The 15,244-nt window shown below is 48.6% G+C and carries 9 protein-coding genes; 7 read left to right on the top strand and 2 right to left on the bottom strand.

The genetic code is table 11. The features are described 5' to 3' along the window. On the top strand, positions 1-573 hold a 573-nt coding region (locus SD53_RS06245), incomplete at its 5' end, for an efflux RND transporter permease subunit (RefSeq protein ID WP_046519378.1). Then, the gene (locus SD53_RS06250; RefSeq protein ID WP_046519379.1) at positions 570-3,635 is read left to right on the top strand and encodes an efflux RND transporter permease subunit; all 3,066 of its coding nucleotides are present in this window, start codon (positions 570-572) and stop codon (positions 3,633-3,635) included. The genes SD53_RS06245 and SD53_RS06250, both read left to right, overlap by 4 nt. A gap of 106 nt (positions 3,636-3,741) precedes the next feature. Here SD53_RS06250 and SD53_RS06255 read toward each other — a convergent pair whose 3' ends face one another. Together SD53_RS06255 and SD53_RS06260 are read right to left on the bottom strand one after the other, a co-directional pair. After that, complete coding sequence (locus SD53_RS06255; RefSeq protein ID WP_046519380.1) at positions 3,742-4,962, bottom strand: sugar MFS transporter; 1,221 nt, start codon at positions 4,960-4,962, stop codon at positions 3,742-3,744. 43 nt (positions 4,963-5,005) lie between these two features. Continuing rightward, the gene (locus tag SD53_RS06260) at positions 5,006-7,549 is read right to left on the bottom strand and encodes a glycoside hydrolase family 3 protein (protein ID WP_046519381.1); all 2,544 of its coding nucleotides are present in this window, start codon (positions 7,547-7,549) and stop codon (positions 5,006-5,008) included. 518 nt (positions 7,550-8,067) lie between these two features. Here SD53_RS06260 and SD53_RS06265 point away from each other — a divergent pair. From SD53_RS06265 to SD53_RS06285, 5 genes are all read left to right on the top strand, one after another. Continuing rightward, positions 8,068-11,037: a TonB-dependent receptor gene (locus SD53_RS06265; RefSeq protein WP_046519382.1), complete on the top strand. Its 2,970-nt coding sequence runs from the start codon at positions 8,068-8,070 to the stop codon at positions 11,035-11,037. Positions 11,038-11,219: 182 nt separating this feature from the next. Next, a complete protein-coding gene (locus tag SD53_RS06270) occupies positions 11,220-11,945 on the top strand; it encodes a SapC family protein (RefSeq protein ID WP_046519383.1) in 726 nt (241 codons plus the stop codon). A 13-nt stretch (positions 11,946-11,958) separates the two neighbouring features. Then, a complete protein-coding gene (locus SD53_RS06275) occupies positions 11,959-12,981 on the top strand; it encodes a cupin-like domain-containing protein (protein WP_046519384.1) in 1,023 nt (340 codons plus the stop codon). Positions 12,982-13,028: 47 nt separating this feature from the next. Next, positions 13,029-14,522 (top strand): tryptophan halogenase family protein, encoded by a 1,494-nt coding sequence (locus SD53_RS06280; protein ID WP_046519385.1) that lies wholly within the window; start codon positions 13,029-13,031, stop codon positions 14,520-14,522. Then, the gene (locus SD53_RS06285) at positions 14,482-15,243 is read left to right on the top strand and encodes a DUF6445 family protein (protein ID WP_241481757.1); all 762 of its coding nucleotides are present in this window, start codon (positions 14,482-14,484) and stop codon (positions 15,241-15,243) included. The genes SD53_RS06280 and SD53_RS06285 overlap by 41 nt, the downstream gene beginning before the upstream one ends. Position 15,244: the final 1 nt, after the last annotated feature.

A 15,244-nucleotide genomic window follows, 5' to 3' on the forward strand; every position in this document is an offset into this window, starting at 1 on the left:
GCTGCTGAAGCCTTCCGGGCATCGCTCAGCAATACGCTCTGGCTGGTGCTGGCGGCTGTAGTGACTATGTACATAGTGCTGGGTATTTTGTACGAAAGCTTAATCCACCCTGTCACTATCTTGTCGACCTTACCTTCCGCCACAGTCGGAGCTTTGCTAGCGCTGCTGATCGCGGGCCAGCCTTTGGATCTGATTGCAGTCATCGGCATAGTACTGCTGATAGGTTTAGTGAAGAAAAACGGCATCATGATGGTCGACTTTGCCTTGGAAGCGCAGCGGCATCAGGGCTTAACGCCAACCGAAGCTATTTATCAGGCGGCGTTAATGCGGTTCAGGCCTATTTTAATGACGACTTTAGCTGCGCTGTTTGGCGCTATTCCGCTGTTATTGGCCAGCGGCTCGGGTGCTGAATTGCGTCAACCTTTAGGCCTGGTGATGGTCGGTGGTTTGTTAGTTAGTCAGGTGCTGACGCTGTTTACCACGCCAGTGGTGTATTTGTGGTTTGACCGTCATTTTAGTAGTAAAGAAGGTCATCAGGAACAGCTACCTGAAGCTGAGGCAAAAGCGCTATGAATTTAGCTCAGCCCTTTATTCAGCGCCCTGTCGCCAGCGGTTTAATCGCCACCGCTATTTTGTTACTTGGTATGTTGTGCTGGCGTTTATTGCCGGTCTCGCCTTTGCCTGCAGTCGATTTCCCTATGATAGTGGTCACCGCCAGTTTGCCTGGCGCCAGCCCTGAAAGTATGGCGGCTACAGTGGCGACACCGTTGGAGCGCGCCTTGGGCAGCATCGCTGGTATTAACCGCATCAGTTCCAGTAGCAATCAGGGCTCAGCGCAAATCCGGCTGGAGTTTGACTTAGACCGTAATGTCGATGAAGCGGCGCGTGAAGTGCAGGCTGCGATTAACGCCGCCCGTAGTCAGTTGCCGTCCGGTATGCCGGGTAATCCTAGTTACCGTAAATTTAACCCGTCACAGGCTCCGGTCATGGCGCTGGCGTTAAGTTCAGAGCATTTAGCGTCCAGTGCTTTATATGATGCGGCCTCTACTGTGTTGGCACAAAAACTGGCTGCTATTACTGGTGTGGGTCAGGTAGAAGTGACAGGCGCCTCCTTGCCGGCAGTTCGGGTACAGTTAAACCCCGGCATGCTGACGCATTATGGTGTGGCTTTGGATGAGGTGCGCAGCGCCATCAGTGGTGCTAATGCGTCGTTGCCTTTAGGCGTGCTGGAGAGCAATGATCAGCGCTGGCAGTTGTCGACCAGTCAAACCTTACGGCAGGCGTCGGATTATCAGAATTTAGTAGTGAAATACGTCAACGGTGCTCCTATTCGTTTGTCGGATGTGGCTTCGGTCACTGACTCGACAGAAAACCGCTACAGTGCAGGTTTTCATAACGATAAAAACGCTGTGATTCTGCTGATCAGCCGCCGCACCGGTGCCAATATAGTCGAAACCATAGATGCGATTTATCAGCAAATGCCGTTGCTACAAGCGCTGGTACCAGCCGGAGCTGATTTGGCCGTAGTGATGGACCGCAGTCCGGTGATCCGTGCCACCTTAACCGAAGCGCAAATCAGTTTGTTGATTGCGGTGGCTTTGGTGGTGCTGGTGGTTTGGGTGTTTTTAGGCAGTTTACGCAGCGCGTTGATCCCCAGTCTGGCTATTCCTGTGTCTTTGGTCGGTGCTTTTACCGTGATGTATCTGTGTGATTTTTCACTGAATAACTTGTCGGTAATGGCGCTGATTGTGGCGACAGGTTTAGTGGTGGACGATGCAATTGTCGTGGTCGAAAATATTAAACGCCATATAGAACGCGGTTTAACGCCATTGCAGGCAGCGCGGCAAGGTGCGTCCGAAGTGGGTTTTACTCTGTTGGCGATGAACCTGGCGTTAGTGGTGATTTTCCTGTCGATTTTGTTTATGGGCGGGTTGGTCGAGCGTTTATTCCGTGAGTTTTCTATTACGCTGGTCGCGGCTATGATCATCAGTCTGGTGATTTCTTTAACCTTAACCCCCAGCCTGTCAGCTCTGCTACTCAAAGCAAAAAAAACACCGCAGGAGCAACAAGGGGCGTTTCAGCGTTTTCAGCAGAAGTACCACCAAAGTGTGGCCTGGAGCTTAAGTCATTACCGTTGGTTGTTAGCGGGTTTGGTGTTGTTATTTGCCGCCAACGCCTGGTTATACACTAAGGTGCCTACAGGTTTACTGCCGGATCAGGATACAGGCCAACTGAATGGTTTTGTCCGCGGCGACGATGGCTTTTCCTTCCAGATCATGCAGCCAAAAATTGAAGCCTTTCGTCAGCATTTATTAAAAGACCCGGCCATTGCTGATGTCACAGGTTCCAGTGGTGGAGATATGGGCATCAGCAATAGCTGGATGCGGGTGCGGTTAAAACCTCTGGCCGAACGCAAAATATCAGCTCAGCAAGTGGTAGACCGTATTCGCGCTACAGCGCCTAAAGTACCGGGTGGCATGTTGTTTTTAAATGTCGATCAGGACATACGTTTATCTTCACCTTTTGGTCGCAGTGATTACGAGCTGCTGATGTTATCCGGTGATTTGCAGCTATTACGCAAATGGAGCAAACAGGTCGCGGAAAAAATGCAGGAGCTGCCTGAGTTGGTGGATGTGGATACGCCCAGCGGCGAAGATGCTCAGCAAATTTCATTAACCATAGACCGTGAAGCCGCGCAGCGTTTAGGGGTGGATATGCGTACTGTGGCGACCTTGCTGAACAACTCGTTCTCGCAACGCCAGGTGGCTACGTTGTACGATGAGATGAATCAATACCGCATCGTGATGGAGCTGGCGCCTGGCTATACCGCTCAGCCTGAAGTGCTAAAACAACTGCAACTGGTGACGGCCGGGGGAGAAAAAGTGCCTTTGTCCAGCATTGCCAGCTACCAGTACAGTTTAGCCAATGACCGTATTCGCCGTGATGGTCAGTTTGCCTCTGTCGGTATAGGGTATGGTCTGGCACCTGGTGTGACATTGCAGCAGGCTTCTGCCGCCATAGAGCAGGTTCTGGCGCGGGCTATGGTGCCCAGTGGTATTCATACCATCAATGGCGAAGATCAGCGCAATGCCATGTTTAAAACCGGCGATCAGCTCTGGTTGATTATTGGTGTGATTTTAACTGTGTACCTGCTGCTTGGTGTGTTGTATGAAAGCACCATTCAGCCGATCACCATCTTATCTACTTTACCTTGTGCCGGATTAGGCGCCTTGTTGGCGCTCTATGTCAGCAATACCGACTTTAACCTGATTGCTTTGCTTGGGCTGTTTTTACTGATCGGCATCGTAATGAAAAACGCTATTTTGCTGGTCGACTTTGCCTTGCATGCCGAGCGGGATTTAGGCTTATCGCCAAAAGAGGCGGTTGCTTTGGCGGCAGCACAACGGTTACGGCCTATCCTGATGACCAACTTTGCAGCTTTATTGGGTGCTGTGCCCTTGCTGTTTGGTATGGGCGAAGGTTCAGAGTTACGCCAGCCTTTGGGGATCACCATAGTAGGTGGTTTGCTGGTCAGTCAGTTACTGACCTTGTACAGCACTCCGGCTGTGTATCTGGCGTTAAGTAAATTCCGGCGCAAAGCCGCAGAACAAGCTGTGTTGAACACAGCGAACTGAACCAGAGCAAAGGCTGGGATTTCACTCAGCCTGAAGTGTAAAATAAGGCAAGGCCAACCGGGATTCTTGTCTGTCCATAGACGAAAGCCTTGCCCCGGCTCACGCCTTAACTGGTGACTTTGCGACTGCGTAAACCGAAGTAGCAAATGTAAAGGTAACAAAATACCGGCAACACAAAAGACAGGGCTAAACCAAAAGTGTCAGCTAACAGGCCTTGGGCTACAGGCACTAAAGCGCCACCCACTATTGCCAGACACAATAAACCTGCGCCCTGACCCGTGTATTTGCCCAGACCATGTAAAGCCAGGCTGAAAATCGTAGGGAACATAATAGAGTTGGCAATACCAATCGCCAGTAAAGCCAATAATGCCAGTTGGCCCTGACCGGTAATCACCAGCACTAGTAATAAGATAGCGGCTGCAGCGTGGATCGCTAATAACAAACCCGCATTCATTTTTTGCATCAAGGCTGCACCGACAAAACGTCCCACCATAGCGCCACCCCAATACCAGGCCACGTAATGCGCTGCTTCTGCTTCCGGTAATCCGGTGATTTCAGGCAAAGCGATAAAATTTACCATCACTGAGCCTATGGCTACTTCAGCACCTACATACATAAAAATACCTACAGCCCCCAGTAACAAATGAGTATGAGGCAACAAGGCTTTGATTGAGATTTTTTCTGCCGCTGTGGTGTTTTCAACCACAGGCAAATTCAGGCGCGAAAAGATAAGAGCGACGGCAAATAAAGCGATCGTCAGGATCAGATAAGGTAGTTGCACTGCATCAGCACCTTTTGTGCTGTCGAGCTGACTGAGGATCAATGCAGCACCGATCAGAGGCGCTACAGTGGTGCCCAACGAGTTAAAGGCTTGAGTCATGGTCAGGCGGCTGGACGCGGTTTTGGGGTTCCCCAGCACTGTGACATAAGGGTTGGCTGCGACCTGTAAAATGGTGATACCGGAGGCCAGCACAAACAAAGCAGCTAAAAACCAGGGGTAACTGTGAAAGCTGGCGGCCGGAATAAAGTTTAGTGTACCAAAACCGGCAATAGCTAAACCTGTCACTATGCCTTTTTGATAGCCCAGTCGGTTAATCAAGGCTCCTGCGGGTAAAGACACCACAAAATAAGCACTGAAAAAGCAGAATTGGATCAGCATGGCCTGAGTGTAAGTCAGATCGAAGACGGCTTTTAAATGTGGGATCAAAATGTCGTTCAGACAGGTAATAAAACCCCAGATAAAAAATAAAAATGTCAGAGTGGGTAAAGCCCAGCGACTGATGGCGGCGGTTGAACTCTGCACCGGAGTGCTTTGAACTGTTTGCATGTAACTCCCCGTCAGGCCGCCCGCAGGCGGCCTTGTATTAGTATTAAGCCGCCGGACAACTTAAATCTGCTGTTGCCGCGGCCGGAGTGAAGCGGATATTCGAAATACTCAGTTGATAAGCCGCTGCACTGTGCAGTACAAAAGCTTGCTGTAATTGAGTTAACTTTACGCCCTTGGCTGCAAAACAGTGTAAATCAATCACTACTTTATGCCATTGGCCCTGAGCTTTAGTCGCGAAGATTGGTGCCAGATCCAACACCCCGCCACAGTCTGCACCACAAGACTGGGCCAGGGTGACAGCGGCTGTAGGGGTTGAGTTCCATTTCATATCCACCACCAATTGAGCATAAGCGCTGGCATCCAGTGGCGTTGCTGCCTGCAACACCAGTTTAGCTTTGGAATCGGCTGCCCAGTCCAGTAATAAAGCGTCTTCCTGCTTTTGCCAATTGACGGCGGCTAAGCTCAGGCTTTGGTCGGCACTTTTAGCTTTGTTTCCAGTTACTGTCACCAGGCCTTGCTCATCCTGCAGCATCAGGCTGTAGCCTGCAGCCGGACGACGGTCCAATAAGCTTAAGCTGTCACTGTTGCTCTGGATACTGTTGATTTGTTCAGCTAAATCATTAGCTACTGTGATTTTGTCCTGATAGCTCAGGCCATAACCTAAAGCGAATAGCGGGTCATAGTTTGGGTCACCCTGATTCAGTGGGGATTGATCCGCTGTTTTTGGCCAGGAGAACGGCAATTTGCCTTTAAAGTCATACTGGATTTCACCTGAAGCAGTTTTGAACAACACCTCTGCCACTGCCTGACCGGCAGAGCCCGGTAACCAGGCGGCGACAAAAGCATCAGACTGGTTCAGCTCCGGATTGACCCACAAAGGCCGTCCGGTTAAAAACACCGTCACGACCGGAATACCATCGGCTTTGAGTTTTTTCAGTAATTCCACATCGGTATTTTTACCGGCCTGATAATCCAGTGTTTTGATATCGCCATCAAATTCGGCATAAGGGTTTTCGCCTATCACCACAATGGCAACATCAGGTTTTTGCTGGTAAGAGCCATCCACACTTAATTCGACTGAGCCCTGAGCTGCTTCCACTTGCTGTTTGATGCCTGAGAAAATAGAGCGGCCATTCGGGAAGTCAGCATTGGTGTTACCTGTACCTTGCCAGGTTAAAGTCCAGCCACCACTTTGTTTGCCGATATTGTCAGCGCCATCGCCTGTCACCAGTACTTTTTGTTTTGGCGCTAAGGGCAGTAATTGGTTATTGTTTTTCAGCAGTACCAAAGATTCACGCACCGCCTGAGCGGCGATAGCCTGATGATCGGCATGGCCTATCCACTGTTGTTTACCGGCAAATTCAGACTGCGCCGGATTGCCCTTTTCAAATAAACCGGCGCGGATTTTTACTCTTAAAATACGGCTAACGGCGTCATCTATACGTGCTGCCGGGATTTCTCCGGCTTTGGCCTGTGCCAGGGTATTTTTATACAGAGCTTTACCATCTTCCGGCGCCATTAAAATATCAACACCTGCGTTAATAGCTGCAGCACAGCTAGTGTTGGTGCAGCCCGGTAACTGACCGTGACCATTCCAGTCGCCCACCACCAGACCGTCGAAGCCCATACGTTGTTTTAACACAGTGGTCAGCAGGTACTGATGGCCATGCATTTTGTCGCCATGCCAGCTATTGAATGAGGCCATCACGGTTTGTACGCCTGCATCGAGGCTGCTGATATAACCCTGAGCATGCAGACGGACTAAATCAGCTTCGTTATCCAGGTTATTGCCCTGATCTTTGCCGTTTTCAGTACCACCATCCCCCAAATAATGTTTGGCTGTGGCAATTAAACGGCCGCTTTGCATAAAGTCGCTGCCAAGATTACCCTGAATACCTTTGACTAAAGCCGCTCCCAGTTCTTTTACAATCACTGGGTCTTCAGAATAACTCTCGTAGCTGCGACCCCAGCGATCGTCGCGTGCGACTGCGACTGTGGGCGCAAAGATCCAGTTAATGCCGGTCGCAGCTACTTCTATGGCTGTCGCTTTACCTATGGCTTCAACCAACTGTGCATTGTTGGCCGCACCTAAACCAATATTGTGTGGAAAGATGGTCGCACCCATCACATTATTGTGACCATGCACCGCATCTGTGCCCCACATAGGCGGGATGCTGCTGCCATCTTGAGTGGCATCGACGCCTGCATCGTAATAAGCCTGAGCTAAAGCCACCCAGTCTGCTGCTGTGGAGTTTTTATTATCGTTCGGGTAAGCGCCACCGCCATTGAGATAAGAACCAAAGCCATACTGGCGCATATCTTCGACTGTCATCCAGCGAATATCCGGTTGGATCAACTGAGCTACTTTTTGCTCTAGGGTCATGGCGGATAGCAGTTGTTGTACACGTTTTTCAGTGTCAGCGCTGGCCAAAGGACTAGTTAATTCAGGCCACAACGCCAGATTGTCAGTGCTGGCGGCTGTCACTTCAGTTGCGTTCTGCGGACTCGTCTGTTGTTGACCACAACCTGATAAAGTTGTCACAAGAGCAGCACTGCACAACAACGCCAAAGGGGTGTATCGAAACATAATCAGTATCCTGTAGAGCTCTGTCTGCTTTTGTGTCCGCTTCCGTTTGAGAGTCGGGTTTTTTCACTGAGTCAGCAGAGTTTTTATCGGCGGGGCTGGCAGGCAAGTCAGTCGTTTGTATCTGCAAATGCATACAAAAGCTCTGATGGATGCTTGATCTTTGGTCCCCGAGTCCTCCGGGCTTACCATTAAGCTCCGGCATTCAAATCTTTGATTTGCTTATTGTTATTTTTTACTTACTACGAATTTTGCTTGTGATTTGTATGGCAACTGCATGTTTTGTTCAGACAAAAATCAAATTGTAAGCGGTTTCATTTTTAGCTGATAAAGTCAGTATTGCCAACTGTTTTTAACCAAAATGTAAGAATTAGTTTTTCTGTATTGACGAGTTAAAAAAAATCACCTAAGTTTGTGAAAGCGCTTACAGTTAGTTTTGGGGTGTAAATAAACTACCTGTCCGGCGTCACCCGAATTTTGTAGCAAGTAAAAAACCAAAAACAGTCGACAGGGAACTACACATGAAATCCAAAACGTTCAAAAAGACCAGACTCGCCACCAGTCTGTCATTAGTGCTTGGCGTGGGCGTTGTTATGCCTGCCTTCGCGGATGACGCGCAGGAACAAAAAGCACAACAAGCCGAAGAAAAAATTGAAGTGATCAGCGTCACCGGTATCCGCGGTAGTCTGATCAAATCTATGGACACCAAACGCTCATCCACTGGTATTGTGGATGCCATTTCAGCCGAAGATATTGGTAAATTCCCTGACACCAACCTGGCAGAATCACTGCAGCGGATCAGTGGTGTATCAATTGACCGTGTTAACGGTGAAGGTAGTAAAGTATCAGTTCGTGGTTTTGGTCCGGACTTTAACTTAGTGACCTTAAATGGCCGTCAAATGCCTGTGACTACAGGGTCACGTTCTTTTGATTTCGCTAATATTTCTGCCGACACCATCAGTGGCGTTGAAGTTAATAAAACCAGTTTTGCCTCCAATCCGACGGGTGGTATAGGTTCGGTTATTGATGTACAAACCTTAAAACCTTTAAGTGCTGGCGGCGAAAAAGCGGTATTCAGTGCAGCAATGGTCGATGATAAATCGACCGAAGAAGGCAGTGCCACGCCTGAACTATCAGGTTTGTATTCCACCACCTTCAATGATGATAAATTCGGTGTGTTAGTCTCTGCCAGTTATCAGGAACGTGAGAGTGGCAGCCAACAAGCCAACGTCGGCACAGGCTGGCGTAGTTTCGCCGGTTCTGTCGATAACACGTCCGGTCAGTGGGGCAGTATCCCTGCAGACAATCAGGTGAATCGTCCTGGTCCGGATGATATCTATTCTGTGCCTCAAACCACTATTTATAAATTTGAAGAGCAGCAACGTGCCCGTACCAACGGTCAGTTGGTGTTGCAATATGCGCCGACAGACACTGTAACGGCCAGCGTCGACTATACCTACATGCGCAATGACATCGACACCCAGTATAACGATGTGTCTGCCTGGTATACCTATGTACCTTCACAAAGCATCTGGACTGACGGTCCCGTCGCGTCTCCGCTGATCTACTCTGAAGATTACGGCAACAATCCTGCCGATTTGTCTATGGGCGCCGGTGACTATGGTGTTCGTAACGAAAGTGGTTCTTTAGGTCTGAATCTGGAATGGCAGGCGACTGATAACCTGAAACTGAGCTTCGATGCGCACAGATCAGAAGCTGAATTCAAACCAAACCATGAGTTAGGGTCAAGCAACACCTTAAGTACAGCCGCTTTTATCCGTCAAAGTGCAGCCACAGATTTTACCGGTGATATTCCACTTTTGGCTGTTGAAGGTGGTAACTCAGTTCGTCCTTCAGATATGGTGGTGACAGGTAGTGTGTTTGGTAACTCCACTAACAAATCTGAAATTGACCAGTACCAGTTTGATGGCGAATATATCTTTGAAAATGCGGGCAGTATTGATTTTGGTATTGCCATCACGGACGTAGACAACCACTCAAAATCAGTCAACGTACAACGGAACGACTGGGGTGGTGTAGGTCAGGCCGGTGATTTTGATGATTCCTTCTTCCCAGCCGGAACTATTCACGACAAATTCAAAGGTAGCAAAGGCGATTTCTCCTTAATGCCGGATCGTGATTTTGAAGTGCTGAATACCATTTTCTTCTGGGATTTCAATACAGTACGTGCCCGTGCTGAAGAGTTATACACTCCGGATGGTTTTGTCGGTGCCGGTGATTGTGGTACTAACTTCTGTCCTTCGACCGATTACGACAGTGATACCAACAGATATACGTTGGAAGAGTCGCAGTCTGCTTATGTGCAGTACAACTACGAAGATGAACTTTCTGGTATGCCATACGATGTTCATGTGGGTGTGCGTTATGAAAAGACTGACGTCACTTCAATATCCGCTGTGGCAGCCTACAATGGCGCTCGTTGGGTGGCTGAAACTGAGATAGTTCTGCAAGCCAGTGGTGAGCGTGAGTTCCAAACCCAAACCGGTGATTACGATTACGTCCTGCCTAACCTGAACTTCAATATTGAAGTAGTGGAAGACGTGATGTTACGTGCCGCCTACAGCGAAACTATAGGTCGTCCTGATTATGTGTCTATTCAGGGTGGTACAGTGGTCGCAACTATTGCTAACCGTGCCGGTGGTGGTGGTTCTGCCGGTAACCCGGGTTTGTTACCGTTAGAGTCAAAAAATATCGACTTGTCGGCAGAATGGTATTACTCGCCAGCCAGTTACGCGTCAATCGGCTATTTCCGTAAAGACACCAGTAACTTTATCAGCAACTCTGTGGTGGAATCGACCATCTACAATATTCCTAACCCTGTGGATGGCAAAAAGTATGCCGAAGCAGTAGCTGCCGTAGGTAACGATGCCCGTGATATTCGTGAATGGATTTTTGAAAACTATCCGGATGCGCCAGGTGTGGACGTTGCTGCGGGCACTATTGATGGGGTAGCGGGTGAAGATAACGCCCTGGTGTTCGACATCAATACGCCATCAAACGGTTCTGATTCTGAAGTGATAGATGGTTGGGAATTTGCAGTCCAGCATGCCTTTGGTGAAACAGGTTTTGGCGCTATTGCCAACTACACCATGGTTGACAGCGAAACCAAATACAACAACTTCCTGCTGCAGGATCAGGCCGCTTTGATTGGTTTAAGTGACACCGCCAACGCCATTCTGTTCTATGAAATGGATGGTTTCCAGGCGCGGGTCGCTTATAACTGGCGTGATCAGTTCCTGAACTCCAGAGGTCAGGATACAGGTGCCAACCCTCGTTACACTGAGGCTTATCACCAAATTGATATGTCAGTCAGCTATGACTTACCACAAGTAGAAGGTTTAACTATTTTTGTGGAGGCCTTAAACGTGACTGATGAACATATCCGTGTGCATGGTCGTGCTAAAGAGCAAGTGTTAAACCTGATTGAATCTGGTGCCCGTTATAGTCTGGGTGCGCGTTACAGCTTCTAAGCTGAGTCGGGGCCATAAGGATATGGCCCATTCTGTACTGGCATTTTCAGCCCATGTTGAAAATGCCATCTCTCGATTTTTCTGTAGCTTCGTACTTAAACAAAAAACCAGTAGCTTTCCTATCCGGCGACGGGTTTAATCAAACCAGAACTAAAAATATACGGTAAAGGTCGGGATATAGCATGAGTAAAAATGTTCTATTAAACAGCGTTGAACACAGAGATCTGAAAGTCATTACGGCCCGAGGCGCACAATACGGGGATGCGGTTTGGTTTGCTGTCACTTTTCCCAAAGAATTTCGCACTGCTCAGGCGCACTACCCGATTTTTTTTCACAAAGATAACAACAGCAATCAGTTTTTTGCTGTGACTCTGTTTGGCTTTCAGGATCAGGAAAATCTGTTTTTACAACAGGATAACTGGCGTGGTTGTTATATTCCGCTGATGCTCAGACGTCAGCCTTTTTTGATTGGCCAGCAACTGGTGCGTGAAGATGGCATTGAAACCACACAACGCGTGATCCATATCGACCTGAATAACCCGCGCGTTAGCCAAACTGAAGGCGAAGCGCTGTTTTTACCTTTTGGTGGCAATAGCCCTTATCTGGATGAAGTAGCCTCCATGCTGGAGACTATCCATCATGGCATGCTGGACAGCAAAGCTTTTATTGATCTATTGCTTGCACATCAGTTGTTGGAGTCTTTCACCTTAGACTTAACCTTTAGTAACGGCCAGAAGCAGCAGTTGGCAGGTTTTTACACTATTCATGAAGAGAATCTGGCGGCTTTATCGGCAGAGGTATTAGCGCAGTTACATCAACAAGGTTATTTGCAGGCGATTTACATGGCTATTGCGTCTCAGGCCAATATCCGGCATTTGCTGCAGTTAAAAAATAAGCAGTTTGAATAAGGCCGGACTAAGCATGCATAGCATAACGCCCTTAACGCAGGTAAAAACTCTGGAAGGATGCGACTTAGCTGATGCGTTAAGTTTGATTGCAGATGCCGATCAACCTTTAATTTTCAAAGGCTTGTGTAACGACTGGCCGCTGGTTCAGGCCGGTCTTGTGTCCGCTTCGTCTGCGGCAGATTACCTCCGGCAGTTTTATCAGGGCATTCCGGTCAGTGCCTGTTACCTTGAACCTTCCCAGCAAGGCCGGGTGTTTTATAACCCGGAGCAAAATGGCTTTAATTATCAGGGCGGCAAAATTGATTTTAATCAGTTGTTGGATCGGCTTTTTGCGCTGAATAATCAAGCCGAAGTGCCGACCTATTATATGGGCTCGACGGAGATCAACCATTGGTTTCCGGGTTTGGCACAGCACAATTCGCTGCCAATGCCAGGCATCAGTCCGTTAACCAGTGTCTGGTTGGGCAATCAGTCCCGTATCGCTGCTCATTATGACTTTCCGCAAAATCTGGCCTGTAATGCGGTCGGCCACCGGACTTTTACCTTATTTCCACCCGAGCAAATTGCCAATTTATATCCGGGCCCTATGGAGTTTGCGCCCGGCGGTCAGGATGTCAGTATGGTCGATTTTGCGGCGCCTGATTTTGCACGTTTTCCTAAATTTGCCGAAGCATTAAAACATGCACAGTTGGCTGAACTAGAACCCGGTGATGTGTTATTTATTCCCAGCATGTGGTGGCATCATGTCGAAGCCTTAGATGCCTTTAATGTGCTCGTCAGCCACTGGTGGCGCGATACCCCAGCCTATTTAGGCCGGCCTAACAATGCGCTGTCGATGGCGGTGCTGAGCTTACGCAGTTTACCTAAAGCCCAGCGTCAGGCCTGGAAAGCGATTTTTGATTACTACATTTTTGAGCACGATGAGGTATCGCAAGACCATATTCAGCCAGAGGCATTAAAAATGTTAACCAAGCCACTGGATGAGCTGAATGCGCGCCAGATCCGGGCTGATTTACTGAATAAATTAAAACGCTGACCACAAGTAAAAACAAAAAAACAGAGTCAGGCAACAGGGGGGAGTCTATGAACAACGTACACAACAGAATTAAAAAAGTCGTGATTGCAGGCGGCGGCACAGCCGGCTGGATGACGGCAGCTGGCCTGACTAAATTGCTGGGCAAAAACCTGGAGGTTGTTTTAGTCGAGTCGGACGATATTGGCACTGTGGGGGTCGGCGAAGCCACTATTCCCACCTTGCATATCTTCCACCGCTTATTAAATATCAAAGAATCCGAGGTGATGGCGGCCACTAATGCCACCTTTAAGCTAGGGATTCAGTTTGAAAACTGGAAGGCTCTGGGTGAAGACTATATTCACTCCTTTGGGTTTTTAGGCAAAGACTGCTGGGCCTGTGGCTTTCAGCACTTTTGGGTCAAAGGCCGGCAAAAAGGTATAGCCACCGAAATAGGTGACTATTGTGTTGAGCATTTAGGCGCCCGTCAGGGCCGTTTTGCTGTGCTGCCGAATCAGGATCTGAACCACGCTTACCATATGGATGCCTCGTTGTACGCCAAATTTCTGCGTCGTATCTCCGAGCAACATGGCATCAGACGTATGGAAGGAAAAATCCGCGAAGTACAGCAGCATATGGATGGCACTATCAGTGCCTTATTGCTGGAATCCGGCGAGCTGGTAGAAGGTGATTTATTTATCGATTGCACCGGTTTTCGGGCACTACTGATTGAGCAAACCCTCAATACGGGTTTTGAAGACTGGAGCCATTGGTTACCGTGCGACAGCGCTTATGCGGTACAGACCAAAACGACCCATGAACCAGTAGCGTACACCCGCGCTATCGCTCGTCAGGCGGGCTGGCAATGGAAAATTCCGCTGCAAAGCCGGGTGGGTAATGGTCTGGTGTTTTGCAGCAAATTTATAACGGAAGCTGAAGCCAAACAAACGCTGGTGGATAACCTGGAAGGCGAAATGATGTTTGAGCCACGGCTGATCAAATTTAAAACCGGTACCCGCCGTCAGCACTGGAATAAAAACTGTGTCGCTATTGGTTTATCCAGTGGTTTCCTGGAGCCTTTAGAATCCACCAGTATTCATTTGATCCAGCGCAGTATTATTCGTCTGCTGCAGATGTTTCCATCCAACGGCATAAATTCTGCTGATGTGGCTGAGTTTAACCGCCAGACGAAAATAGAAATGGATAACATCCGCGACTTTATCATCCTGCACTACAAAGCCACCGAGCGCACAGACACAAAATTCTGGCGTTACTGCAAAGATATGGAAATCCCAGATACTCTTGCTCATCGGATGGAATTGTTTAAGCAATCCGGCAAGGTCTATAAATTTGCGCAGGAGTTATTTGGTGAGAGCTCCTGGCTACAGGTGTTGATTGGGCAGGGCTTAATGCCCGAGCAGTACCATCCTATTGTCGATTTAATGCCGGACTCTGAGCTGAATGATTTCCTGATGAGCATCAAGCAGAACGTGAAACGTACTGTCAGTCAGTTCCCGACTCATCATGAGTTTATTCAGCATTACTGCAAGTCGTCTTTGGTCTGAAGTGAGTATGATGGAAGCGCTGAATTATCAGGTCAATAGCGCCATCCGGCCCGAAATTATCTACCTCGGGCTGGAAAAAACGCCATTGATTCTGATTGATGATTTTGCTCTGGACTTGTCTGGTGTGCGCCAGCAGGCAGTGCAGAGTGATTTTATGCGCGAAAATCAAACTTATTACCCCGGTCAGCGTGCTGTATTACCCAAAGCTTATGTAGCCGCCAGTTTAAATGCAGTGTATCAGCTGATTTACCAGGTGTATCAGGTCCCGGAACAGCTCAGATTAAAACCACAAATGCTGTTTTATGCGCTGATCACTCAGCCAGAAAATAGCCTGCATCCGCTGCAATGTATGCCACATTTCGATACCAGCTCGCCTTATTATTTTGCGCTGTTGCATTACCTGAATGATTCGCCTCATGGCAGCACAGGTTTTTTCCGGCACAAACCTACTGGCTTTGAGCGGGTGACTGATCAAAGACGGCAGGACTATTTCCAGTCAGCGCAGCAGTTTATCGACCAGCATGGTGCGCCTCCGCAGCGTTATCAGGTGCAAAGCAATGCACATTATGAGCTGTATCACCAGATCCCATACAAGGCCAACAGATTGATTATTTACCCCGGCAATCTGCTGCATTCGTCATTGGTGGATAGTGCGACGGATATAGACGGTTCGCCAGTGACCGGGCGTTTAACCGCCAATATGTTTATCGATTTTGTATAAC

It is taken from the genome of Rheinheimera mesophila (assembly GCF_000986865.1).
Lineage (GTDB): Bacteria > Pseudomonadota > Gammaproteobacteria > Enterobacterales > Alteromonadaceae > Pararheinheimera > Pararheinheimera mesophila.

Coding starts and splice junctions, on each gene's coding strand:
- SD53_RS06285 (WP_241481757.1), top strand. CDS start 14,482: ATGAGTTTATTCAGCATTACTGCAAGTCGTCTTTGGTCTGAAGTGAGT.
- SD53_RS06260 (WP_046519381.1), bottom strand. CDS start 7,549: ATGTTTCGATACACCCCTTTGGCGTTGTTGTGCAGTGCTGCTCTTGTG.
- SD53_RS06275 (WP_046519384.1), top strand. CDS start 11,959: ATGCATAGCATAACGCCCTTAACGCAGGTAAAAACTCTGGAAGGATGC.
- SD53_RS06250 (WP_046519379.1), top strand. CDS start 570: ATGAATTTAGCTCAGCCCTTTATTCAGCGCCCTGTCGCCAGCGGTTTA.
- SD53_RS06265 (WP_046519382.1), top strand. CDS start 8,068: ATGAAATCCAAAACGTTCAAAAAGACCAGACTCGCCACCAGTCTGTCA.
- SD53_RS06255 (WP_046519380.1), bottom strand. CDS start 4,962: ATGCAAACAGTTCAAAGCACTCCGGTGCAGAGTTCAACCGCCGCCATC.
- SD53_RS06280 (WP_046519385.1), top strand. CDS start 13,029: ATGAACAACGTACACAACAGAATTAAAAAAGTCGTGATTGCAGGCGGC.
- SD53_RS06270 (WP_046519383.1), top strand. CDS start 11,220: ATGAGTAAAAATGTTCTATTAAACAGCGTTGAACACAGAGATCTGAAA.